The organism is Dyella caseinilytica (assembly GCF_016865235.1).
In the GTDB taxonomy this organism is placed as follows: domain Bacteria; phylum Pseudomonadota; class Gammaproteobacteria; order Xanthomonadales; family Rhodanobacteraceae; genus Dyella_B; species Dyella_B caseinilytica.
On sequence record NZ_CP064030.1, the window covers coordinates 154251 to 178286 of the forward strand.

Consider the following 24036-nt stretch of genomic DNA (forward strand, 5'->3'; position numbering starts at 1 on the left):
ATGCGATGGATTCAGGCGTCGAAGCGGCCGTGATCTGAGCCCGATTGCGGCCGTTGTGGCCGTTGCGGTGGTTGCTCCTGCGCGCTGCCATTGAGCACCAGTGTGCTGGCCATCAGATCATGCAGACCTTGCTTACGCTGGGTCCAGGCGATGGCGAGGTAGCAGATGATCGGGATCAGGCCAAAGATCAGCCCCAAAACCCGGACAACATTGCGGGCGGCAGCACGGCCGATGCTGATGCGCTGTCCGTTCAAGTCCGTCACGCGCAGGCGCAAGGCCAGCTTGCCGGGCGTTGCCTGAAATTTCGATGCTTCAAATAGCACGTAATACACAAAGGTCATGCCGAGCGAGGCGATTTGAGAGCTTTCCGTCGCTTCGCCGTATTGACGGAAGGCCTCGGCCATATCGCTACCCGCTTGCACTTGTTCCATCAGATGCCGATAGGCCTCCATACCGCCAAGCAGATACATCGCGATCATCGACGGAATCATCAGCACGATGATATCGATGATCCAGGCACCGAAGCGCTGCCAGAAGCCGGCGTAGTGGAACGCCGCTACGCCAGCGGATGGCTGCGGTGGAGGCGGCGGGGCGTACATGTCTGGAGCGGGTGGCGGGGTGGGCTTTTCCAGTGGAAACAGCACCGATAGCGGCTGCCAGTCGGCCAGACCGTCGTACCAGCCAAGATCCTCGCGACTGAGCTGGCCGCTACGCAGCCATTCCTTGATCTGTTCTTCCTGATAGGGGCCGTGGCGTTCGCCCTGCCGACCGATCCAGACTTCCATGGGGTGCTCCTCGCTAAGCAGGAGCGCATGATGCCATTTGGTGGACGGGAATAGGGGATTGGGAATCGGAGTGTGCGCTTGGGCCAGTTTGTGGCAAGCCACCCACCCTATTCCCCATTTCCGTCTTCAGGCCGCGTCGCGCCGCTTCAGATGAACCAGCAGCAAGGAAATCGCGGCCGGGGTTACGCCGCTGATACGTGCCGCCTGGCCGATGGTCGCCGGAAGGCTGCGCTTGAGCTTCAACAGCACTTCGGCAGATAAGCCTCGTACTTTGTCGTAATCGAAACCGCTCGGGATGCTGGTGTTTTCATGACGGCGCTGGCGCTCGATTTCCTCGCGCTGGCGCTCGAGATAGCCGGCGTACTTGGTCTGTACCTCGACTTGCGCAGCCACATCCTCGCGTTCCACCGACGGACCGAGTTCAGGGACAGAGGCCAGCTTGGCGTAATCCAATTCCGGACGGCGCAGCAGATCCAGCGCGTTGGTCTCACGACTCACTGCCACGCCAAGATGACGTTCGACGGCCGCGCCGAGCGTGTTGTTCGGCGCGGCCCACAATGCACCGAGGCGTTGTACTTCCCGTTCGACGGCGTCGCGTTTCGTGCGCAACGCATCGAAACGCTGCTGCGGTACCACGCCCAGCCGGTGACCCGTTTCCGTCAGGCGCAGGTCGGCATTGTCCTCACGCAGATGCAAGCGGTATTCGGCGCGCGAGGTGAACATGCGGTAGGGCTCGATCGTGCCGTTACTGGTCAGATCGTCGATCAGCACGCCGATGTACGCCTCATCGCGCCGCGGATACCACGGTGCCTTGTCTTGTACCGCCAGCGCGGCGTTCATGCCGGCGATCAGCCCCTGCGCTGCCGCTTCCTCGTAGCCGGTGGTGCCGTTGATCTGCCCGGCAAAGTACAGGCCCGGAATGGTCTTGGTCTCCAACCACGGATGCAGGCCGCGCGGATCGAAATAGTCGTACTCGATCGCGTAACCGGGGCGGGTGATGTGCGCCTTCTCGAAGCCCTTGATCGAATGCACCAGATCCAGCTGCACATCGAAGGGCAGCGAGGTGGAAATGCCGTTCGGGTAGATCTCGAAGTTCTCCAGTCCTTCCGGCTCGATGAAGATCTGGTGCGAGTTCTTTTCGGCGAAGCGCACCACCTTGTCTTCGATCGACGGGCAATAGCGCGGACCGACGCCCTCGATCTGACCGGTGTAAAGCGGTGAGCGGTCCAGCGCGCCCCGGATGATCTCGTGTGTACGTTCGCTGGTATGGGTGATCCAGCAGCTGACTTGGCGCGGATGGTCAGCGCGTGAGCCCAGGTAGGAGAACACCGGCGCGGGATCGTCGCCCGGCTGTTCGTCCAGATGGCTGAAGTCGATGCTGCGCATATCGATGCGCGGCGGGGTGCCGGTCTTCAGGCGATCGGCCGCCACCGGCAGCTCGCGCAGGCGCTGGGCCAGGGTGGTGGCAGGTGGGTCACCCGCGCGGCCGCCGGCGTACTGGGCCGGGCCGATATGGATTTTGCCGGCCAGGAAGGTGCCCGCCGTGAGCACAATGGACCTGGCGCGGAAGGAAAGGCCCATTTGCGTCACTACGCCGATGACACGGCCATTCTCGATCAACAGATCGTCTACCGCCTGCTGGAACAGGTCCAGGTTGGGCTGGGTTTCGACCACTCGACGGATGGCGGCCTTGTATAGCGCTCGGTCCGCCTGACAGCGCGTAGCGCGCACCGCGGGTCCCTTGGAGGCGTTCAGCGTCCGCCACTGGATGCCGGCGCGATCCGCCGCCTGCGCCATGGCGCCGCCCAGCGCATCGATTTCCTTGACCAGGTGGCCCTTGCCGATACCGCCGATGGCTGGATTGCAGCTCATCTGGCCGATCGTCTCGATGTTGTGGCTCAGCAGCAGCGTGCGCGCACCACAGCGCGCCGAAGCCAGCGCAGCTTCAGTGCCGGCATGGCCGCCGCCGATCACGATCACGTCGTAGGAGCTGGGGTGGAGCATCGGATGGTCCAAAACACTGCGATAGACAAAGGCTTATGGTAACGCGAGCCATGCCGTAGGGTATGTACTACGGAACGCTGGCATGTTTTCTGCTTTCAGATCCACCGCACTCTCACGGGCAGATGCCGCGCGACACGCGCGCTGAGATAGGACGACAGGGGTCCATTCGCGTACCGGGATAGGAAGCAAGACGGCGCCCTTCGGGGCGCCGTCGTTTTTTATGCGATCTCGATCCGTATGGGAGAGAGATCTGGCGCCCGGCGGTCTCAGGAACAGGGGGAATCCAGGATGACCGTATTGCCGGGCGCCAGAAACTGATGATTCTGCGGGCTACGCGGCCTGGCCGCTCCCCCGTCTGCGTGGTGGGGATCATCGCCCCGTACGCGTGAACATGGGGTGACTGAAACGCAAATTTATGCCGGTAAACGGCACCTGCTGACGCAGAAGGTCACAGTGTGATTTGGCGCAGAAATATAGCGTGATTTGCATCACAGTCTGGCACGCCTGTTGCAGCACTTCGGTGCAAGCCAATCCGAGGAAGTGTCATGGACAACAGTAACGAGTTCGCACCGGTGTACTTGCGGCATGACCTGATGATCGAGATCGGTCGTCTTGAAATGGCGATGGACCATTTGGTCGAGCGCGATCCTGTCCAGCAGCAACAGCTGCGTCCGCGATTGCAGACGCGTATGAGTCATCTGCTTTGCGAGCTGGACCATCTACCCGCCTGACCAAGGCCCGCCATTGCTTGCCGCCCCGCAACGGCGACCTGAATAAGGTCGCCGTTTGCGTTTACGGCAATCCAATCAGTGCTGCAAAACGTTGCCGATGATCTCGCTGAGGTTGCGTGATAGGCCTTCACGCCCAGCAAGCCCTTGCAGCGTGGTATGCGCGGCCTCGCGGCGTACCGGTTCCAGGCGTTGCCATCCGTTGAATGCCGTGGCCAGCCGGGCCGCGATCTGTGGATTGAGTGCGTCCAGTTCTGCCAGTTGTTCTGCGAAAAACCGATAACCCAAGCCATCCGCACGATGGAAACCACTGGGATTGGCGCTTGCGAAGTTGCCGAGCAGAGAGCGTGCGCGGTTGGGATTCTTCAGCGTAAACGCCGGATCGCTTTCCAGTTGCATCACGTTGGCGAGCGCAGGTTCGCCTGGCACTTTGGCTTGCTCTGCGAACCACTTATCCAGCGCCAGCGGGTTGTCCGCATAGCGACGGCGGAAATCCGCCAGCACCGCCGCGGCTTGCGGCGCGCGATCGCGCACCAACAAGCCCAGTGCGGCAAGACGATCTGTCATGCCCGCGGCAGTTTCGTATTGGCGAGCAGCCAGCGCGTGCGCCTGATCGGTATCGACCAGTGCAAGCAGTTCGAGCACGCGGCGTTTGAGGCGGCGCTTGGCCTGGCTTGCCGCATCCAGCTGCACCTCGCTGCCCGAAGACAACATGTTGTAACGATCGAGCAACGCATTGGCGCCCAGTCGTTGGGCCAGGCGACGCTGAAGTTCCTGGCGTTGCGCGTGGATCTTTGCCGGATCCACTTCGCTCTGCCGATCAGCAAACTCGATTTCACCCGGCGGCGTGAGCAGATCGGCTAGCAACGCGTCGTCAATGGCAGGGTTTTCAAACGAAGCGGCCAGCGCATCGCACCATGCCTTGCAAGCAGCAGAATGGCCGGCACCATGCAGTGAATCGAACGCAAGCGCTGCCAGTTGCTGACCGGCCTCCCAGCGGTTGAAGCCGTCGGCGTCATGCGCCAGCAGCAAGGCAAGTTCCGTCGGTGTGTAATCGCATTCAAGCACGACGGGCGCAGAGAATCCGCGCAACAGCGAAGGCACCGGATGCGACGGCACATCGCGCAATACAAAGCGCTGCGATGCCTTGTCCACGACCACCACTTTTTCCGTTTCCACCGTCTGACCGTCCAGATGCAGCGGCAACATTCGGCCGTGTTGATCGAACAGGGCAAGTTTCACCGGAATGGGTAGCGGCAACTTTTCGGGTTGCCCCGGTGTGGCGCGCGTCAGCTGGGAAAGTGTCAACGTGTATTCGCGCCGCGCCGCATCGTATTCGCCTCTGGCGTGCAAGCGCGGTGTACCGGACTGCGCATACCAGGCCAGATAAGGTTTCAGGTCGATGTGGTTGGCATCGCCGAGCGCGGCAAGAAAGTCTTCGATGGTGGCGGCATGGCCGTCGTGGCGATCGAAATAAAGGTCCGTGCCGCGCCGGAAGCCATCCTGGCCAAGGTGTCCGGCCAGCATGCGCACCAGCTCCGATCCTTTTTCGTAGACCGTCGCGGTGTAGAAGTTATTGATCTCGCGATATTCCGCCGGACGGACAGGATGCGCCAGCGGACCGGCATCTTCCGGAAACTGCGTGCGGCGCAATAGCGAGACATCCTCGATGCGCTTGAGCGGCGCCGAATTCATGTCCGCGGAGAATTGCTGCTCGCGGAACACCGTAAGACCTTCCTTGAGCGAGAGCTGGAACCAGTCGCGGCAGGTCACGCGGTTACCGGTCCAGTTGTGGAAGTATTCGTGCGCGACCACGGCTTCCACGGCGCGATATTCCTCGTCCGTACTGCTGTCCGGATCGGCCAGCAGGTATTTCGCGTTGAAGACGTTCAGACCTTTGTTCTCCATCGCGCCCATGTTGAAATCATGCGTGGCGACGACGTGGAACACATCCAAATCGTAATTGCGTCCGTAAGCCCGCTCGTCCCAGCGCATCGAACGTTCCAGCGCATCGAGCGCGTAGTGGCAGCGGTCGATCACATTGGCTTCGGACCACATCACCAGTTCGACCTTGCGACCATCTGCCGTCACGTAATCACGCCGAATGCTTTCCAGTCGACCGGCGACCAGCGCAAACAGATAGCTGGGCTTGGGGTACGGATCGACAAAGCGTGCCCAATGGCGGCCATCGGCCAGTTCGCCCGCGCCATCGGGATTGCCACCGGCGAGCAGTACTGGAAAACGCGCCTGTTCGGCGCGCAAGGTCACGGTATAGCGGGCCAGTACGTCGGGACGGTCAGGGAAGAAGGTGATGTGCCGAAACCCTTCGGCTTCACACTGAGTCAGTAGAAAGCCGGTTTCGCGCGGGCCGGACAGATACAAGCCTTCCAGCGCCGTATTGGCCGAAGGGCGAACACGCACTCGCGTTTCCAGCATGCTGCCGTCATGTGCGCCGACGACGTCAAGCACGCTGTTTTCGTAGCGATAATCCGCCGCATCGAGCGGGCGGCCGTCGAGCGAAATGGCGAGCAGCTCCAGGTTTTCACCATCCAAGCGCAGCGGCAGCGACTGCGCGGGATCGCGGCGCAAGCTCAGGCGTGACGTGATTTCCGTTGTGTCGATCTCCAGGTCGACGTCGAGTTCGACGGTGTCCACTGTCCAGGCGGGACGGCGGTAATCGCTGAGGCGGATGGGGCTGACGGAAGCAGGGGCGTTGGCGAGAGTCATGGGAAACACAGGAAGAACAGGAATTGTCAGGCTAACATGCGGGTTTTCTCCCCCGGAACAAGCGGATGAGTGCATTCAGTATCGAAAGGACGCGGCTGGGGCCGCATGAAATTGTGGTTATCAAGGATGCCGATCGTGGTCGCACGATGCGCATTGCCCGCCGCGGAGCGACGCTGATCAGTCTTGAGCAGACGACGAATGGCATGGTGCATCAGCTTGCCGACGGCTATCGGGACAGTGCCGAACTGGACAGCCGCCCCAGCTCGCGCTTTGCCATCATGGCGCCATTCGCCAACCGCATCGATGACGCCCGCTATCGCTACGATGGCCAGACGCAAGACATGCAACCGGGCGTGGAAGGCGCGCAGCGTGCCAGTCGGCATGGTTTCGTGCGTGGTGTCGATTTCGACATCTCCACTGAGCATGTGACCCCTGACGGTGCGCACGTCACCTTCGTCACCCAGGTGATACGGCCGGGTACATTCGCCGGTTATCCGCATGCGATCGATCTCGCCGTGACCTACACGCTTGATAGCCAGGGTCTTTCGCTGCTGGTCAGCATGCGCAATGTAGGCGACACCGTCGCGCCATGTTTCTTTGGCTGGCATCCGTATTTCCACGTCGGCGACAGCGCGGTCGACACCTGGCAATTGCAGGTGCCGGCAACGCAGCTGATTCGCACCACGGCCGACTACATTCCTTTGCCCGGCGACCAGGCTTATCAGTCGCTGGACGATGCGCCGCGCGAGCTGGATTTCCGCAGCGCCAAGCCCATCGGTAGCGTGAAGATCGATAACGCCTATGCCGGCCTGCAGACGGATAAGGACGGGCGTGCGCGTACACGCTTGCGCGATCAGGCCAGTGGACTCGGTCTAAGCGTGTGGCAGGAACATGGTGTCATGCTGGTCTTTACTGCCGATACCGTGACGCGCGATGTGCGGCGCTCGGTGGCACTGGAGCCCATGGAAAGCATGGCCAATGCCTTCAATCGTCCTGATTGCGCCGACGCGATCCGTCTGGAGCCCGGTGCAGAGCGTCAATTCCGTTGTGGCGTAGAGATTGATCCAGTATGAACGTGCGGTTGCCAACCATTGAACAGATTCGCGACGCGGCCGCGCGCATCGCACCGTATGCGAACGTCACGCCGGTGCTGCGTCATCCAGCGCTCGACGCCATGATCGGCGCACAGCTGCATTTCAAATGCGAAAACTTGCAGCGTGGCGGTGCATTCAAGTTCCGCGGTGCGTGCAACGCGGTCTGGTCATTGAGTGACGAGGAAGCTGCGCATGGTGTCGTGACGCATTCGTCGGGCAATCATGGCAATGCGCTTGCCATGGCGGCTGCCACGCGCGGCATTCCCGCGCATGTGGTGGTGCCGGAAGGCGCGGTGCGCGCGAAGTTGGAAGCCATCGAGCAAGCTGGCGCCATTCTGCATCGTTGCGCGCCAACCACGGCGGCACGTGAAGCAAAAGCCGCGGAGGTGCAGCAGGCTACAGGCGCTACGCTGGTCCATCCCTATGCCAATACGCAGGTCATGGCCGGGCAAGGGACGGTCGTGCTGGAATTGCTGCAGCAAAGCCAGGGGCTGGACGCGATCATCACCCCGATTGGCGGCGGCGGCCTTTCTTCGGGCTGCTCCATTGCGGCACACGGCATCGATGGGGCGATCGCTATGTATGGCGCCGAGCCGGCTGGCGCGGACGATGCCGCGCAATCCCTGGCACGCGGCGCGCGCATCGATGCCTTCGTGCCGAACACGGTATGCGATGGCTTGCGCACGCTGATCGGCGAGCCGAACCTGACGGCCTTGCGTGAACATCGCGTGGAGATCATCACGGTCACAGATGAGGAAGCCATCGCGGCGATGAAGCTGCTATGGCAGTCGCTCAAGCTGGTGGTGGAAGTGTCGAGCGCTACGGTACTCGCCGCCGTCCTCAAGCAACGCCAGCGTTTTGCCGGACGCCGTGTCGGGCTCGTATTGACGGGCGGTAATGTGGATATCGACGCGTTGCCTTGGTGATGACCACACCTGTCCCGCTGAACAAAAGCGGGACAGGTGTGTGAAGACTCCAAAACGCGCCTGTCCAGCATCGCGATGCTGCGCACCACGCCACACGATTTAACCAGAAGTTCCAGAAAAATAGACATCCGGTTGAACTGGATGTTGGGAAAGTTTCCGCCCGCACGCCCCGTGAAGCGTCATCCGTACCACGCTTTCAGGTGTCCAACGCTGGAGGGAGTCCCATGCATTCGTCAATGACTGATCTGGACCATCCACGCAAGAAAGCCATCGCCGCCATGCGAGCGAGCCTGCCGCTGGATCTTTGGCAGAAGAACGCGCTGTTCGTGGAAAACCTGCGTCACCTGATCGGGGATCACCCCGTTGCCAGTCATCCCGCCATCGACATGCTTAATAGCGGTGAGCTGAACATGGCGTCCATGCGCATGATCCACCTGGAATACCGTCACGCCATCGTGCAGATCTTCACGGACGCGCTACTTGCCGCCCAGATGCAGGCACGCCAGTTGGAGCCCCGGCTGCGTGCAGGCGCCAAGCTGGCGCCGCGCTTCCTCATCACGCTCAACGATCTGGATGAATTCGGCTTCCGTCCGGGTGTAGATACAGAAGGCTACTATCGGGGCAATCCGGCCTATGCGCATTACCCCTTGTTCGAGCGCGTATTGGACGAATACGGCATCGATCAGGAACGGCGGCGCAACTATGTTCCGAGCCGTGTGGCCACTGGCGTACGTCGTTGCCTGGAGCGTAGCTATCGCAATTACCTCGAGGTTACCGTGCTGCTGGCGGCGGCCGAGGAAGAGGTGATTCTTTTCAGTCCACCCTTGCGCGCCGCAACGCGTGCCCTGGGCATTTCCGTTGACGATGGCTACTACTTCGTTCACGGCATCAGCGAAGACAAGACCGCTGAAGCCGCTGACGACGATCATGAAAATGATCTGTGGCTGATTCTTACCCAGGCGCTGACGCCCGATCAGTACACACGGGTGCAAGAGGTTTGCCTGCAATACTGCGATCTGTGGGATCGCTTTTGGACCTATCAGATGAATAAGGTCAGGCTGCGCCAGCGCGCGCATCCGCGGCGCCGAAGGCCGTTCACCACCAGGCAGTCGCCCGCGTCCGGAACCTATGCCGCGTACTGAAATGCGTGGCCATCAACACCGGTGTTTGGCTGGGCGGTGTCGATGACGTTTCGAAATTTCATGCACGAAACGCGCCATCTGTGATGCTGTTTGCTTTTGTGTTTGACGAAGCTTGAAGTCAATCACGCTTTGATCTTTGTGAATCGCTCATTCTCATTGCTCACAATCCGAATACCAGCATCGAGCAACAGGGGGGCCTTATGGTCGAGCTGGAAATACAGGTTCTCTCTGACCGCAGGGAGGGTTTGCTCGTCGAGCTTGGGCGAGTTGTTGTTGCCAACCATTTTTCGTTACTGCGCCAGCGCCTGACGCAGGACGGTCGCGGCGCGCGCCTGTCCATGTTGGTGCGCGGACCGGCCGAGCAGCGCTTTGTCTTGGAGGAAATGCTCGGTACGCATAGTCGCGTGTTGAGTTTCGAGGCGGCGCTGGCAGGCGAGGCGAGCATCACGCCAGCTGGATTGGAAGCGCCTCCGCAGTCGGTTCACTTGGAGGCAGCAGCGCCACCTCAGTTGCCTGTTGCTTCGCTGCCGGATGTTTCTCAGGTCGAACACATTCTGCCCAAGCTGGCGCAGGACTATCCGCAGATCTATCCATGGCTGGTCGCGCTGGAAAACAGCGTGGACGATACCGTGCGCGAATCGTCGCTGATGCTGGCGGGGCGTCGTACGGGCGCGTGGGTCTACAAGCGTGACTACGCACTCGGCGCGAAGCTCGGCTTGGCCGATGCCATTCGACGCATTGGCGTTCCCGCGTTGCGTCAGCTGGCCGACATTGAGCATCACGGTGTGCACGTACACATCCTCAACAGCCCCTTGTGCACGCCCAGTACACATTCTGGCTGCAAATTTTATGGTGGCTATCTGGAAGGGCTGCTCGGGGCATCGGTGGAGCCGAAAAAAGTATTTGTACGCCACCTGAGTTGCCGCGGCACAGGCGCTGCGCTTTGCAGTCTGGAAATTTCGCACTGAACCTTTCGATGGGAGAAATCCATGTCCATGCAAATCGACTACAACTGGCTGCTGGTGCTGTTGTCGTATGCCGTATCGGTGTTGGGTTCGTTCACCGCGCTGCAACTGGCGGTTGCCATCCCATTGGCCGAGACTCAGCGACAAAAGACCGCTGCTGTGGCGATGGCGGGCGGCGCGATGGGATTGGGGGCGATCTGGTCCATGCACTTCATCGCCATGCTTGCTTGCGACAACGGCATGGAGGTGCGGTATGACCCGTCACTCACAGCATTGTCCGCACTCGTGGCTTTCGCTGCCTGTGCCAGCGGTTTGATGCTGGTGGGGCATGGCCGTTTCGGCCGGCTCAGATTGCTGGCTGCCGGCACCTGCATGGGGCTTGGTGTCGCTTCCATGCACTACATCGGCATGGCTGCCATGCTGATGGCGGCGGAGACTCACTACGACTTCAACAAGGTCGTTGCATCGATTGCCATTGCGATCGCCGCGTCGATGGCGGCGTTGTGGCTCGCCTTCAATCTACGCGGGCCTGTGCAGATGATTGGCAGCGCGCTGGTCATGGGTGTTGCGGTATGTGGCATGCATTATACCGGCATGGCTGCGGCCAGCTTCGAGGACAATGGTGGGCAATTGCCGGATGGCTACGCTGAAGGCTTGCGCGGTGACAACCTCGGTCTGACCATCTTCGTCATCGTTGCGACCCTGCTGGTGCTCATGCTGCTGCTCCATTACTGGCGTTATCGGTATCGCTCCCGCATCAGCATCTAAGGCGACGATCACCGCGCCTCCCATCTGGCGCTATGCTGCGTTCCTCGGACGCAGGTACCAACAGGAGAGCGGCAATGGCGTCACGTATTCGCTGTCAGTGGGCAGCCGATGGTGAATTGATGCAGGCCTACCATGACACCGAATGGGGCGTGCCTTTGCACGATGATCGCGCTTTGTTCGAATTCCTCTGTCTGGAAGGCGCACAAGCGGGTCTTTCCTGGCGAACCGTATTGAACAAGCGCGACGCTTACCGCCGTGCCTTTCATGATTTCGACATCGCCCGCGTAGCAGCCTTGAAGGATCGTGAACTGGAAAAACTGCTGCTCGATCCCGGGCTGATTCGCAATCGTCTGAAGATAACCTCCACGCGCGACAACGCCAAAATCGCTTTGGCGGTGATCGACGAGCACGGCAGCCTGGATGCTTATATGTGGTCCTTCGTCGACGGCAAGCCCATTCCCAATCGTTGGCGCACCAGGGCGGCGGTGCCGGCAAGCACGCCCTTGTCCGACCGCATGAGCAAGGACCTGAAGAAGCGCGGCTTCCGGTTTGTCGGTACGACCATCTGCTACGCCTTCATGCAGGCCACCGGCATGGTCAACGACCACCTGGTGGAGTGCTTCCGGCACAAGGCCTGCGCAGCCAAGCATTAGGCGGGCTGCAAAACGGGCGCCAGCCCCCTCGCTTTGGGCCGGGTTGGCCGTAGAATGGGCACCATCGTCTGCCCAGGAGATGCGTTGCATGAAGCCGTTCCATGACTCTGGCGCTCGCCGCGGCGGTCGCGTGGTCTGGTCGTGTGTCGCGTTCATGCTGCTGCTTCCCCTGTCTTGCGCACATGCGAAGACGGGCGATCGCAACCAGCCCATGAATACCACGCAAGACTCGGTCAACGGCTTCAATGCCCCCAATACGATGACCACGCTCACCGGGCATGTGGTTGTCACGCAGGGCACCATGAAAGCTACCGGCGATGTCGCGTACATCTATCTTGATGCCGATACCCAGGTCAGCCGCATCGTGATGAAAGGTAATCCGGCGCATATCCAGCAGCTGGACGACAACGACAAACTGATGACCGGTGAAGCCCCCAACCTTGATTACGACAACATCAACGGCATTGCGGTGCTGACGCCCAACGGCGTGGTCACCCAGCAGGACACCGGCGATGCCCATGCCGACAAGCTGACTTACAACACCAACACCACGTACTTCACCGGCACGGGCAATGTCAGCATGACGTATCTGCCCAAGCCCAAGCCGGCCAAGGGCGCGCCCGCTACGCAAGGCGCTGCACAGCCGACCCCGGCGTCCGCCAGTACGGCGCCGAGCCCAGACCTTAAGTAAGCGCGAAAGCTTTCAGCGCCTGCGCGAACCGCGCAGGCTATCGATCGAGAAACTAGCCATCTCTCCACCGCCTTTCCCGCGCCGTGATTGACCGGGCGGTGGTCCCCAGGCATGCGCCGTCACCACTTCCCACGTCGCAGGAATGCGGTCGTTGATACGCATGGCTTCGTATGCTTCCAGCATGCCCTGGAAATGCCGCTTGCCAGTGAGCCCGCGCTCGCGACCGCGGTCGGCGTGCGTGGCGCCAAGTCCCTTCAGTTCACGCAACAGCGCTTTGGGTTCGCTGTAGGTAAGCGTGTAGCGATCAACATCCAGCACCGGGTCGCGCAAGCCCGCAGCGATCATCGCGTCACCCACATCATGCATGTCGAGAAAACGGCTGACATGCGAATGCTGATCGACGGATGCCCAGGCCGCGCGCAATTCACGCAAAGTGTCAGGGCCGAAGGTGGAAAACAGCAGCATACCGCCGGGTTTCAACACGCGCGCACATTCGCCGAACAGCGCCGGCAGATCGTCAATCCACTGGAAGCACAGATTGGAATGCAGCACATCGACGCTGTGATCGGGCAGCGGCAGCGCGGTGGCCTCGCCGCAAACGCGCAGAAAAGGCTTCAACCAGCCAGCGTGTGACTTGGCTGTGCGCAGCATGGGCAACGCGGTGTCGATGGCGATCACTTGCGCTTTGGCATAACGTTTCTTCAGCAGCGCGCTGCCACGGCCGGTACCCGCGCCGACATCAATCACGCGTTCGGGCTGCTGCAAATAGAATTCCAGCCGCTCAAGCAGCAATTGCTGCACTTCGCGTTGCAAAGCATCGTGTTGTTCGTAGCTGGCAGCAGCATGGCTGAAGTTCGCCCGCACGCGCTGGGGATCGACCTGAAAATCGCTCATCGAAGGGTCTCGAGCCAAGGCAGCAAGGCATCGGCGACAGCTTGGGGGTGACTCAGGAAGGGGGCATGACCTGCGTGGGCGGTGACATGAAATTCGCCCTGGCTCGCTGTGGCGGAGGCTTGCATCGCGTCCGGATGCACCAGCCGATCCAACCGCCCGGCATTCCACCAGCTGCGACCGTTATGCAGTTGCGGCAGACCCGCGCGCAGGTCGGTCTGGTCAAGAAGGCGAATACCTTCCTGCAGCACGCGCAGATCCGGCTCGCCGCGCGAGAACACCTCGGCGCGCAAGCGGCGAAGATCGCCACGCGGATCGGGGCTGCCCATGACTTCCAACGTCAGGAAGCGTTCGATGGTCGCGTGGTAGTCGGTTTCCAGATCGGTCGCCAGTTGCTGCACCAGCGCCGGGTCTCTGCCGTAGGGCCAATCGCTGGCGCTGACAAAGCGCGGCGTAGCGCAAAGCATGGCGAGTCCGAGCACATGCTGCGGAAGATTCAACGCTGCGCTGAGCGCTACGAGACCTCCCATGGACCAGCCCAGCCACGTGGCAGGTGGCGTGGCTTCCGCGATGGCTTTTGCACAGGCATGCGGTTCAAGCGGCAGGCCGCAATTGCGCGAGTAGCCGTGGCCGGGCAGATCGACCAGATACATCGTGCAATGTTCGGCGAGCACGTCGACCAACGGCGCGAAGACGCCGCCATGCATCGCCCAGCCGTGGATCATCACCAGCGGCGTTGGGCCGCTGCCGCGTACCTCGATATGCAGGCTCATGCGTGCGTTTCCCCCTCTCCCCTCTGGGGAGAGGGTTGGGGTGAGGGGAGCAAGGCTTGCGCAGAATGACAATCGAAGCCCCGCTCTGATGCTGGCGCATCGCAAGATTGGCCCCTCACCCCAACCCTCTCCCCAGAGGGGAGAGGGGGCGCAGGACTCAATGTCTTATCGACCGCTCCGCGCTCATCGAAAACGAAGCAGCCACCCTGCCAATGTGCGCCGCCGGCTTCTTCGAAATACTTCAGGATGCCGCCTTCCAACTGGTAGACGTTTTTCATGCCGATATCCTGCATGTGCAGCGCGGCCTTTTCGCAACGTATGCCACCAGTGCAATACGACACCACCGTCTTGCCTGCATAACGCGATTGATCTGCCGCCAATGCCGCAGGCAGTTCGGTAAAGCTGGCGATGCGATAGTCAACGGCCTTGGGAAACATGCCCGCATCGGTTTCGTAAGCGTTGCGGGTGTCGAGCAACACCACATCGCGGCCTGCATCATCATGTCCCTGGTCCAGCCAGCGCTTGAGCGTGGGCGCGTCGACCGCTGGCGCGCGTCCGCCCTCCGGGCGAATGGTGGGCCGGCGCAGCGTGATGATTTCCTTTTTCAGCCGTACACGCATGCGTTTGAACGGCACGCTTTCCGACAACGATTCTTTGGCCTCGAGACCGGCGAAGCGCGAATCCTCATGCAGCCATGCGATGAACGCGTCGATCGTTTCGCGCGACCCGGCCAGGAACAGATTGATCCCTTCCGGCGCGAGCAGAATGGTGCCTTTCAGCGCCAATGCTTCGCATTGCGCAAGCACACGTTCGCGCAGCACTGGCAAATCGTCCAGGCTGACGAAGCGGTAGGCAGAGATATTAAGGATCGACATAGGCAGAAGGGATGTGCTCGAACGCCCATTATACCGGGGCGGTCCCCAGGTGCAGAGACGCGAGTGCCTCCAGTAGTTGGTCCACGTGCACCTCTTCGTGTGCCGCTGACAGAGTGATGCGCAGCCGTGCCTGACCTTGAGGCACCGTAGGGGGGCGGATCGCCACGGCCAGCAGGCCCTGGGTTTCGAGTGCGCGGGAGGCTTCCAGGGTTTGCCGGGCGTCGCCGAGCAACAGTGGCTGGATGGCGGTGGGCGAAGGCATCAGCGGCAGGCCCAGCTGTGTAGCGCCATCACGGAAGCGCTTGATCAAGGCGGCCAGCTTCTCGCGGCGCCAGGACTCAGTGCGCGCCAGCGAGACAGCGCAGCGCGCAGCAGCAGCCAGGGCCGGTGGCATGGCGGTGGTGTAGATGTAAGTGCGTGCGAACTGGGTGAGGCCATCGATCAAAGCTGTGGAACCGGCGACAAAAGCGCCGCTGCAGCCCAGTGCTTTCCCGAGGGTCGCCATCAGCACCGGTACATCGTGTTGATCGAGTCCGGCTTGGGTCACGCTGCCGGCACCATCGCGACCCAGTATGCCGAGGCCGTGCGCATCGTCCACCATCAGGCTCGCGTTCTCGCGGGCGCAAAGCGTGGCCAGCTCGCGCAGCGGTGCGATATCGCCATCCATGCTGAATACGCCGTCGGTGGCGAGCAAGGCGTGGATGCTGGTGTCACTTTGCAATTGGCGCGCGGCAGCGTCGACATCGGCATGCGGATAACGCTTCAGCGCGGCACCGGCCAGCTGCGCGCCATCAAGCAGACAGGCGTGATTGAGCTTGTCCTGCACGCACAATTCGCCGCGCTGAAGCAGCGCCTGGATCACGCCAAGATTGGCCATGTAACCGGTGGAGAAGAGCAGCGCGCGTTCGCGTCCCATCCATTCGGCCAGAGCCTCTTCCAACATCGCATGCTCGCGATGATGGCCGCAGATCAGATGCGCAGAACCGCTGCCGACGCCGCTTTCATCAGCGGCTTTCTTCAAGGCAGCAATCAAGCGCGGATCTTGCGCGAGACCAAGATAATCGTTGGTGCAGAAGGCAAGCAGCCGTCGGCCGCCGCTCTCCACATAAGGTCCCTGGCTTGTATCGATGGTACGCACGCGCCGTTGCAGTTGCGCCTGCGCACGTTCGGCCGTCTGTACGGCCAAACGTTCGAGCAAGTCAGGCCGCGGCACTGCAGCCGCAACCCTGTCCACAGTCGCCAGCCGCTTCTGTTTCCATGATGTCGGCATGCACTGTGTCGGCCTCTTCGACCACTTCCAACGCATGCAGATCGAGGCGGCGGAACAGTGCGCGATCGTGCTCCACATCCGGGTTGCCGGTGGTGAGCAGCTTCTCGCCGTAGAAGATCGAATTGGCGCCGGCAAAGAAGCACAACGCCTGCACGGCGTCGTCCATCTGCTGGCGGCCTGCAGACAGGCGCACCATCGATTCGGGCATCAGGATGCGCGCGACGGCAATGGTGCGCACGAACTCGAATGGATCCAGCGCTTCCGTGCCGTGCAGCGGCGTGCCTTCCACCTGCACCAATTGGTTGATCGGCACCGACTGCGGATGTTCAGGCAGGTTGACCAGCGTCTGCAGCAGGCCAGCGCGCTGATCACGGGTTTCGCCCATGCCCACAATGCCGCCGCAGCAGGTTTTCAGGCCCGCGTGGCGCACATGGTCAAGCGTATCCAGGCGATCCTGGTATTGGCGTGTGTGGATGACTTCGCCGTAGAACTCCGGCGCGGTGTCGATGTTGTGATTGTAGTAATCGAGACCTGCTTGCTTGAGCGTCTGCGCTTGGGTGTCCGTGAGCATGCCCAGCGTGGCGCAGGTTTCCAGGCCCAGCGCCTTCACGGCAGAGACGATTTCGGCCACCTGTTCGACGTCGCGATCTTTCGGGCTGCGCCAGGCGGCGCCCATGCAGAAACGGCTGGCGCCTGCGTTCTTGGCGGCCTGGGCCCTGGCGACGACGGCATCCACCGCCATCAGTTTTTCTGCCTTGACGCCGGTGTGATAACGCGCCGCTTGCGGACAATAGCCGCAATCTTCCGGGCATCCGCCCGTCTTGATCGATAGCAGGGTGGAAACCTGCACTGCGTTCGGATCGTGGTTTTCGCGGTGCACGGTGTGCGCACGATGCAGCAACTCGTTGAAAGGCAGGGCAAACAGCGCGGCGATTTCGTCGCGCGACCAGTCATGGCGGAGAGCGGCTGCGGGCATGGGGTGGGGCTCCGTGGCGATAGGCCGCCAAGTGTGGGAGCGCCCTCTAAGACTGTCAACTCGATTCGCTGGCGAATGGTTGACGGACGCAAGGCGCTGTAGCATTTACCATCGCAAGATCATCCATCGAAGGAGTCGATTCATGAGCGCAGGTCAGGGCACTACCGGTAACGTCATCGCAGCAGTGTGCAGTTTCTTCATTCCCGGTCTGGGCCAGCTGGTGCAGGGGCGGGTGTTGAAGGCGGCCGTGATGTTTGTGCTGGCCGCGGCGCTATGGATTATCTGGATGGGTTGGATCATCCATCTTTGGTCGATTGTCGACGCGGCTATGTTCAAGCCAAACAACTGAACGGTACGGCGAGTTTGCGCATGGATGCGCCGATCCGGTTGTTGTCGGCCGTGCAGCGCTGGTTGTTGCCATGGCGCTGCTTGTTGTGCGGCGACGCGGGCGCGGAAGGCGTGGATCTATGCGCCGATTGCGCTGCAGAGCTGCCCCGCAATACCTCATGTTGTGCGCAATGCGCCTTGCCATTGCCGCTATCTGCAACACAGTGTGGACGCTGTCTGCGCAAACCGCCGCCGTGGGATGCCGCCTGGGCACCCTTTCGCTATGCGTGGCCACTTGATCGGCTGGAGACGCGCTTCAAATTCAGCCGTGATCTTGCTGCAGGCCGTGCACTGGTCAGCATGTGGCAACGTGAAAGTCCGCCTTCATGCTTGCCGCAAATGATGATCCCGGTGCCGTTGCATCGTCACCGCCTGCGTCAGCGAGGGTACAACCAAGCATGGGAGATGGTGCGTCCGCTCGCACGTTCGTTGGGTATTCCGTGCCGGAAAGATCTGTTGCAGCGTGTCCGTCATACCGAAGCGCAAACTGGTCTCGATGCGACGGAGCGTCACCGTAATCTGCGTGGTGCATTTGCATTGCAAGACACGATGGCGCTGCCATCGCATGTTGCTGTCGTCGATGATGTGTTTACTACGGGGACGACGCTTTCAGAATGCGTGCGTGTGCTCAAGCGCGCAGGTGTGTCACGTGTCGATGTCTGGGCCCTCGCACGTGCTCCCTTATCAGGGCGTTGATGCTCGTATCTTTGGCTTATCGCACCGCAAGCGCCAAGGCTATGCCGATCCATAGCGTCAACCCCAGCCAGTTGTTATGGCGGAACGCAGTAAGGCAGGCGTTGCGTTCGCGGTTGCGGATCAGCCACTGCTGCCAGCCGAACAATCCCGCCGCGATAACCACAGATAGCCAATAGGGCCAGCCAAGATGCGCGCGGGTGCCGACCATCACCATCGCCGTGACGAACGTGCCCATCAGCACACCGATGATGAGGAGATCCGCATCGCCGAACAGGATGGCGGTGGAACGTGCGCCGGCCTTGAGGTCATCCTCGCGGTCGACCATTGCGTATTCCGTGTCGTAGATCACCGACCACAGGATGTTGGCGATAAACAGTACCCAGCCGACGGGTGGCACACCGTTCTGTACGGCGGCGAAGGCCATCGGGATGGACCAGCCGAAGGCCGCACCGAGCACCACTTGCGGCAGATCGGTATAGCGCTTGGTGAACGGATAGATAGCCGCGAGCGCTGCGCCGATAAAGGACAGCTTGATGGTCAGCGGGTTGGTGAACAGCACCAGCACGAAGGCGAATACCAGCAACGAGGCGAAGACGATCAGTGCTTCGCGCGGCGTAACGCGGCCCGAGGCGACCGGGCGCCCGGCGGTGCGTGCCACCTGGGGGTCGAGCTTGCGGTCGGCGTAATCGTTGATGGCGCAACCGGCGGCGCGCATGGCGAAGACGCCGAGCGTGAAGATCACCAATGGCTTCCAGGGAGGGAAGTCGCCCGCGGCCAGCCATAGCGCCCACCAGGTCGGCCACAGCAGCAGCAGCGCGCCGATGGGGCGGTCCATGCGGGTAAGTACCAGAATGTCATGCGCTTTCTGGCGCTGTCGCTCAGGCAGTTTCTGCAGCAGCCAGTCCAGCACACGCGCCGCGCGGGTAGAGCTGTCTGCGGGGCGCTGGGGTTTGGCCGGTGCAGGAGCGGCCGGGCGCACGCGGTTGGTGGCGGGCGCGGGTGGGTTGCGCCGTGGGCGCTTGCGGGAAGTCGGGGCCATCCCACAAGTTTAGCGTGCTGCCATCGCTTCGAAACTGTGCGTTACGCCACCCCTGCCGTGACACCGATCCATTGCCGCCGGGCCAGAAAGCGGTCTAGCATCGCTCCCTCTGCTTCAGGGGTTGGAGTCACTCATGGTTGCGTCTATCGGTCATATCGCACTGATCGTGCGCGATCCTGCGCGCACGGCGGAATTATTCGCCAGTGTGCTGGGAGCCCAGGTGATTCTTGATCGGCCCGATGGCGAAGGTCACCCGCAAAGCTTTGCGAAGCTTGGCGGCGTCTGGTTTTTGCTGCGCCAGGGCGACGGGCCGTCCGGTCGCAATGGGGACCGCATCGCGCTGGAAGTCAGCCATGACGATTTGCGGGCCTGTGCGGATAAGCTGGCGACCTTCGATGTCGAGCATTTCATGGCGCGCCAAGACAGCGCGCTGTATTTCATGGATTACGACAATCATGTGTTCGAGCTGGATGCCAGCGGTTCGATCGATCAAACACTAAGCGCCTAGCAACAGTCGATAAGCTGGATTGTCGCTTTCGTCCACGTGGGGGTAGCCGAGCGTCGAAAGAAAGTGACGCAGCAGCGCATGCTCACTTGGGGGCACCTGGATGCCGACCAGAATGCGACCGTAGTCGGCGCCGTGATTGCGGTAGTGGAACAGGCTGATATTCCAGTCCGGATGCATGCGGTCGAGAAAGCGTGCCAGCGCACCGGGGCGTTCCGGAAAATCGAAGCGGTACAAGCGTTCGTCGCGTGCCAGCGGTGAGCGGCCGCCGATCATGTGGCGTAGATGCAACTTTGCGAGTTCGTCGTCGGTGAGATCCAGCACGCCGAAGTCATTGGCACGAAAAGCGTCGGCCAGCGCATCGCGTTCTCCGCGTCGGGCCATTTGCACACCGACGAAGATATGCGCGGCCTGTGCATCGCCGATGCGATAGTTGAATTCGGTGATTGCGTGCTGGCCCAGCGCGCTGCAAAAGCGCCGAAAACTGCCGCGCTGTTCGGGAATGGTCACCGCAAAGACGGCTTCCCGCTGCTCGCCGACTTCCGCGCGTTCCGCCACGAAACGCAGCCGGTCGAAATTCATGTTCGCGCCGGAAACAACGGCCACCAGGGTGCCGTCGCCAACGCCACGCGTGGCGACGTACTGCTTGAGACCGGCCAGCGCGAGAGCGCCAGAAGGTTCAGGAATGCTGCGGGTATCCTGATAAATGTCGCGAATAGCCGCGCAGATCGCATCGGTGTCGACGCGCAGCACATCATCGACGTACTGCTGGCATAGCGAAAAGGTCAGGTCGCCAACTTGCTTGACCGCTGTGCCATCGGCGAACAAGCCGACTTCATCCAATGACACGCGCGTTCCGGCGCGAAGCGCCTGCGCCATCGAATCGGCATCACTGGCCTGCACGCCAATCACGCGCACATCGGGACGGCACGCCTTGATGACCGAGGCGATACCGGCGATAAGTCCGCCGCCGCCAATCGGCACGAATATCGCCTGCAACGGCCCGGGATGTTGCGCGAGGATTTCCAGCGCGATGGTGGCCTGGCCGGCAATCACATCCGGATCATCGAATGGATGCACAAAGGTGGCGTCCAGCGCCTCGCGCAAACGCAACGCTTCGGCTTGCGCATCGCTGTACGAGTCACCGGCGAGCACGACTTCAGTGAACGCGCCGCCGAAGCGGCGAACTGCATCCACTTTGACCTGTGGCGCGGTGACCGGCATCACAATCGTTGCATGGATGCCAAGTCGCGATGCCGCCAGAGCGACGCCTTGCGCATGGTTACCCGCGGAGGCGGCGATGACGCCCTTTGCACGCTCTGCAGCGCTGAGCTGAGCCATGCGGTTGTAGGCGCCGCGCAACTTGAACGAAAAGACCGGTTGCTGATCTTCGCGCTTAAGCAAAACGTGTGCGCCGATACGCGCGGAAAGCAGCGATGCATGCTCCAGTGCGGTGTGGTGTGCGACTTCGTAGACGCGTGCCGTTTCCGCTCGTCGCAGCACCGAGGCTGCGGTCAATGCGAAGGCAGTGCGCTCCTGCGCGAGACTTGCGTTCATGCTTGCGCCGGGTGCTCGACCAGCAGGACGTCAACCAATTTGCGCGTCTGTTGCAGGATCTGCGTGAGCTTGGCGTCGTCGCCACGCACGGTCAGCGTGAGTCGCGATACGGCTGGGTCGGCGGTGGCGGAAACCGTCAGCGTGTCGATGTTGTGGCCGCGTGCGGCAAACAATCCTGCCACGCGCACCAGCGCGCCGGCTTCATTCTGCAGAAGGATGGAAAGCGTGTGTTGCATGGCAAGGTCCAGTTCGGTCATGGGGGCGGGTCAGAAGCTGTCGGATGTGGCAGCTTCGATGGCGTGTGGCGCTTCACGCGCCGGAATGAAATCGCCCGTGATCATTTGCGCGTAGCTGGCGCCGGGTCCCACCATGGGATAAACGCCGGCGTCAGGATCGATCATCACCTCCAGGAAGGCTGGACCATCGAAGGCCAGGAACTCGGCGATGGTGTCGGCCAGTTCTTGGCGGTCTTCGAGCTTGCGTGCCCAGGTAAAGCCATCAGCTTTGGCTGCGAGCACGAAATCCTTGCGATGCAGACTCTTGTCGGACGAGGCGAAGCGGCCTTTGAAGAACAGCTTCTGCCACTGCCGCACCATGCCGTCGCCGACGTTGTTCAGCACCACGATCTTCAGCGGGAGGCCGTAGGTCGTGACGGTTTCCAGTTCGCCCAGATTCATGCGGATGCTCGCGTCGCCATCGATATCGATGACCAGCGCGTCGCGTTTGGCAAATTGCGCGCCCACGGCCGCGGGCAAACCGAAGCCCATCGTGCCCATCGAACCGGAGGTGAGCCAATGCCGGGGTGCACGAAAATCCAGATACTGCGCCGCCCACATCTGATGCTGGCCCACGCCGGTGCTGATGATGGCGCGACCTTGCGTGTGGCGATTGATTTCCTCCAGCACGGCGTAAGGCTGGATCATGTCGCTGCCATGATCGTAATTCATAGCGTGCGTACGCTTGAGTTCGGCGATATGCGTATGCCACGCATTGAGCGATGGCTGCTGATGGTGCGCGTTGCCGTATTGCGTCAGTCGTTCGAGCGCGCGATCCAGTGGGCCGACATGGTGCCAATGGGCATGTTTGACCTTGTCGATTTCGGCCGGATCGATGTCGATATGTGCGACGAACTTTGCCAGCGGCGCGAATTGCGACGGTAAGCCGGCGACGCGATCGTCAAAACGGGCACCTAGTGCAAGCAGGAAGTCGCAATCTTCCACGGCGTAGTTTGCGTAAGCAGTGCCGTGCATGCCGAGCATATGCAGCGCGAGCGGATCAGTGGTGTCGAAACCGCCGATGCCCATCAGCGTGGTGGTGACAGGCAGGCCGAATGCATCGACAAACGCGCGCAGCATCGGCGTGGCACCGGCAGCGATGACACCGCCACCGGCATAAATCAGCGGTCGCTTTGCCTTTGATAACGCGTCGAAGAAGCTTGCGCATTCGTTGTCGTTGAGCGTTGCTTGTTCAACGGCACGCAGGCGCGCGCGATAACCTGGCAGCGGCAGTTCACCTTCGCCTTGGAAGCGAATCGTCGCGTTCTGGATGTCCTTGGGAATATCCACGACGACCGGCCCCGGACGTCCGCTGCGCGCGATGGTAAAGGCTGTGCGCATGGTCGCTTCCAGTTGCGACGCATTGGTCACCAGGAACACGTGCTTGGCACAGGAACCCATGATGTTGCTGATGGGTGCTTCCTGGAACGCATCGCTACCGATCGCTTGCGTCGCCACCTGTCCACAGAGCACCACCATGGGGATGGAGTCGGCGGTGGAATCGCGCACCGGCGTGACCATGTTGGTGGCCCCGGGGCCGGAGGTGACGACGGCCACGCCCACCTTGCCCGAAGCGCGCGCGTAACCGGAAGCCATGAAGCCGGCGCCTTGTTCGTTGGCTGGCACGATCAGCGGCATCGGTTCGCCGCCATCTGCACGAGGATGTTCGGCGTTGTAGCGGAAGATGGCGTCATAGACGGGCAGGATCGCGCCACCGGAATAGCCAAAGAGTACGTCGACGCCTTGCTCAGCCAGGATTTGTACAACGACATCCGCACCGCTCAGGTCCTTTCCTGCGAGCGGGTGACGCGCAATGCCCGTGTCGGCGTCGGCGGCGAATGTGGGTTTGAGCAGTGGCGTATTCACGTCGGTCCCTTGGTGATGTTCAAAGCGTGTGTCGCTGTCTTGTTGTATGGATCGGAGCGAGGTCGTTTCGCTGGAAGCGTGCCGATCAGGCGCTATGCACTGACCGGTACGCCATACATCGCCACGATGCGTTCATCCTGCGCAGCCGTGGAAAAGTGTTCCCATTCGATGCCGTTCACATCCGATGTGCTGGTAAAGCCTTCCGCGCTGTCGTCCTCGAAGCCGATGTGCCGCAATTGGCCGGCACGATCGGGGTTCTGATTGATCGAGAAATTCAGCAGCTCGGTGCGCCACATGGCGTACTTGCCTTCCACCACGGCGTTCGGGTGCTGACCCAGGCGCGTGGTGTAGTCGGCAATCGATGCAGCGAGATCGCGTACGGCAAGTGCAATGTGGAAGCGTTTCATGAGTGCATGTCCATAAAGGTCCATGCGACGCTCTCC

General features: G+C 61.5%; 24 protein-coding genes. 11 read left to right on the forward strand and 13 right to left on the reverse strand.

Going from position 1 to position 24036, the window contains the following annotated elements; all coding sequences use genetic code 11:
* Positions 1-11: 11 nt before the first annotated feature.
* Positions 12-785, reverse strand: a complete 774-nt coding sequence (locus tag ISN74_RS00660) for an RDD family protein (RefSeq protein WP_188796392.1) — start codon at positions 783-785, stop codon at positions 12-14.
* A gap of 126 nt (positions 786-911) precedes the next feature.
* Positions 912-2789, reverse strand: a complete 1878-nt coding sequence (gene mnmG / locus ISN74_RS00665; protein WP_188796394.1) for a tRNA uridine-5-carboxymethylaminomethyl(34) synthesis enzyme MnmG — start codon at positions 2787-2789, stop codon at positions 912-914.
* 545 nt (positions 2790-3334) lie between these two features.
* Here mnmG and ISN74_RS00670 point away from each other — a divergent pair.
* Positions 3335-3520, forward strand: coding sequence for a hypothetical protein (locus ISN74_RS00670; RefSeq protein ID WP_188796396.1), 186 nt, complete (start codon positions 3335-3337; stop codon positions 3518-3520).
* A 75-nt stretch (positions 3521-3595) separates the two neighbouring features.
* Here ISN74_RS00670 and pepN read toward each other — a convergent pair whose 3' ends face one another.
* Positions 3596-6244 carry an aminopeptidase N gene (pepN, locus tag ISN74_RS00675; protein WP_188796398.1) on the reverse strand — a complete coding sequence of 883 codons (2649 nt, stop codon included), beginning with the start codon at positions 6242-6244 and terminating at the stop codon, positions 3596-3598.
* A gap of 65 nt (positions 6245-6309) precedes the next feature.
* Between pepN and ISN74_RS00680 the strand changes: the two genes are divergently transcribed.
* From ISN74_RS00680 to lptA, 7 genes are all read left to right on the forward strand, one after another.
* On the forward strand, positions 6310-7317 hold the full coding sequence (locus tag ISN74_RS00680) for an aldose 1-epimerase (RefSeq protein WP_188796400.1): 1008 nt from the start codon (positions 6310-6312) through the stop codon (positions 7315-7317).
* Positions 7314-8264, forward strand: coding sequence for a pyridoxal-phosphate dependent enzyme (locus ISN74_RS00685; RefSeq protein WP_188796402.1), 951 nt, complete (start codon positions 7314-7316; stop codon positions 8262-8264). The genes ISN74_RS00680 and ISN74_RS00685 overlap by 4 nt, the downstream gene beginning before the upstream one ends.
* A gap of 224 nt (positions 8265-8488) precedes the next feature.
* Positions 8489-9406: a heme oxygenase-like domain-containing protein gene (locus tag ISN74_RS00690; RefSeq protein WP_203546678.1), complete on the forward strand. Its 918-nt coding sequence runs from the start codon at positions 8489-8491 to the stop codon at positions 9404-9406.
* Between the two features lie 200 nt (positions 9407-9606).
* Positions 9607-10374, forward strand: coding sequence for a hypothetical protein (locus ISN74_RS00695; protein ID WP_188796404.1), 768 nt, complete (start codon positions 9607-9609; stop codon positions 10372-10374).
* Positions 10375-10395: 21 nt separating this feature from the next.
* Positions 10396-11139: an MHYT domain-containing protein gene (locus ISN74_RS00700; protein WP_188796406.1), complete on the forward strand. Its 744-nt coding sequence runs from the start codon at positions 10396-10398 to the stop codon at positions 11137-11139.
* A gap of 74 nt (positions 11140-11213) precedes the next feature.
* Entirely contained in the window at positions 11214-11792 is a 579-nt protein-coding gene (locus ISN74_RS00705; protein ID WP_188796407.1) for a DNA-3-methyladenine glycosylase I, read from the forward strand.
* Between the two features lie 88 nt (positions 11793-11880).
* Positions 11881-12483, forward strand: coding sequence for a lipopolysaccharide transport periplasmic protein LptA (gene lptA, locus ISN74_RS00710; RefSeq protein WP_188796409.1), 603 nt, complete (start codon positions 11881-11883; stop codon positions 12481-12483).
* A 12-nt stretch (positions 12484-12495) separates the two neighbouring features.
* Here lptA and bioC read toward each other — a convergent pair whose 3' ends face one another.
* Genes bioC through bioB form a run of 5 tightly spaced genes read right to left on the reverse strand, consistent with a single transcriptional unit; the run spans position 12496 to position 17268 of the window.
* Positions 12496-13377, reverse strand: a complete 882-nt coding sequence (gene bioC, locus ISN74_RS00715) for a malonyl-ACP O-methyltransferase BioC (protein WP_188796411.1) — start codon at positions 13375-13377, stop codon at positions 12496-12498.
* Positions 13374-14147 carry a pimeloyl-ACP methyl ester esterase BioH gene (gene bioH, locus ISN74_RS00720; protein WP_188796413.1) on the reverse strand — a complete coding sequence of 258 codons (774 nt, stop codon included), beginning with the start codon at positions 14145-14147 and terminating at the stop codon, positions 13374-13376. The genes bioC and bioH overlap by 4 nt, the downstream gene beginning before the upstream one ends.
* Complete coding sequence (locus ISN74_RS00725) at positions 14144-15022, reverse strand: sulfurtransferase (protein WP_188796415.1); 879 nt, start codon at positions 15020-15022, stop codon at positions 14144-14146. Before ISN74_RS00725 ends, bioH begins: the two co-directional genes overlap by 4 nt.
* Positions 15023-15050: 28 nt before the next feature.
* Positions 15051-16235: an 8-amino-7-oxononanoate synthase gene (gene bioF / locus ISN74_RS00730; RefSeq protein ID WP_188799427.1), complete on the reverse strand. Its 1185-nt coding sequence runs from the start codon at positions 16233-16235 to the stop codon at positions 15051-15053.
* Complete coding sequence (gene bioB, locus ISN74_RS00735; protein ID WP_188796417.1) at positions 16222-17268, reverse strand: biotin synthase BioB; 1047 nt, start codon at positions 17266-17268, stop codon at positions 16222-16224. The genes bioF and bioB overlap by 14 nt, the downstream gene beginning before the upstream one ends.
* A 142-nt stretch (positions 17269-17410) precedes the next feature.
* On the opposite strand from bioB, the gene ISN74_RS00740 reads away from it, so the two are divergent.
* Both ISN74_RS00740 and ISN74_RS00745 read left to right on the forward strand, forming a co-directional pair.
* Positions 17411-17617 carry a hypothetical protein gene (locus tag ISN74_RS00740; protein WP_188796419.1) on the forward strand — a complete coding sequence of 69 codons (207 nt, stop codon included), beginning with the start codon at positions 17411-17413 and terminating at the stop codon, positions 17615-17617.
* 20 nt (positions 17618-17637) lie between these two features.
* Positions 17638-18351, forward strand: coding sequence for a ComF family protein (locus ISN74_RS00745; protein WP_188796421.1), 714 nt, complete (start codon positions 17638-17640; stop codon positions 18349-18351).
* A 16-nt stretch (positions 18352-18367) separates the two neighbouring features.
* Here ISN74_RS00745 and ubiA read toward each other — a convergent pair whose 3' ends face one another.
* Positions 18368-19261 (reverse strand): 4-hydroxybenzoate octaprenyltransferase, encoded by an 894-nt coding sequence (gene ubiA, locus ISN74_RS00750; RefSeq protein WP_229679183.1) that lies wholly within the window; start codon positions 19259-19261, stop codon positions 18368-18370.
* Positions 19262-19523: 262 nt separating this feature from the next.
* Here ubiA and ISN74_RS00755 point away from each other — a divergent pair, with 262 nt between their 5' ends.
* Positions 19524-19898 (forward strand): VOC family protein, encoded by a 375-nt coding sequence (locus tag ISN74_RS00755; RefSeq protein ID WP_188796425.1) that lies wholly within the window; start codon positions 19524-19526, stop codon positions 19896-19898.
* Here ISN74_RS00755 and ilvA read toward each other — a convergent pair.
* From ilvA to ISN74_RS00775, 4 genes are all read right to left on the reverse strand, one after another.
* Entirely contained in the window at positions 19887-21452 is a 1566-nt protein-coding gene (gene ilvA, locus ISN74_RS00760; RefSeq protein WP_188796426.1) for a threonine ammonia-lyase, biosynthetic, read from the reverse strand. The genes ISN74_RS00755 and ilvA overlap by 12 nt on opposite strands.
* Positions 21449-21688 carry an acetolactate synthase small subunit gene (gene ilvN, locus ISN74_RS00765; protein WP_188799428.1) on the reverse strand — a complete coding sequence of 80 codons (240 nt, stop codon included), beginning with the start codon at positions 21686-21688 and terminating at the stop codon, positions 21449-21451. The genes ilvA and ilvN overlap by 4 nt, the downstream gene beginning before the upstream one ends.
* 30 nt (positions 21689-21718) lie before the next feature.
* Positions 21719-23593: a biosynthetic-type acetolactate synthase large subunit gene (ilvB, locus tag ISN74_RS00770; protein ID WP_229678920.1), complete on the reverse strand. Its 1875-nt coding sequence runs from the start codon at positions 23591-23593 to the stop codon at positions 21719-21721.
* A gap of 92 nt (positions 23594-23685) precedes the next feature.
* Positions 23686-24000: a VOC family protein gene (locus tag ISN74_RS00775; RefSeq protein WP_188796428.1), complete on the reverse strand. Its 315-nt coding sequence runs from the start codon at positions 23998-24000 to the stop codon at positions 23686-23688.
* Positions 24001-24036: the final 36 nt, after the last annotated feature.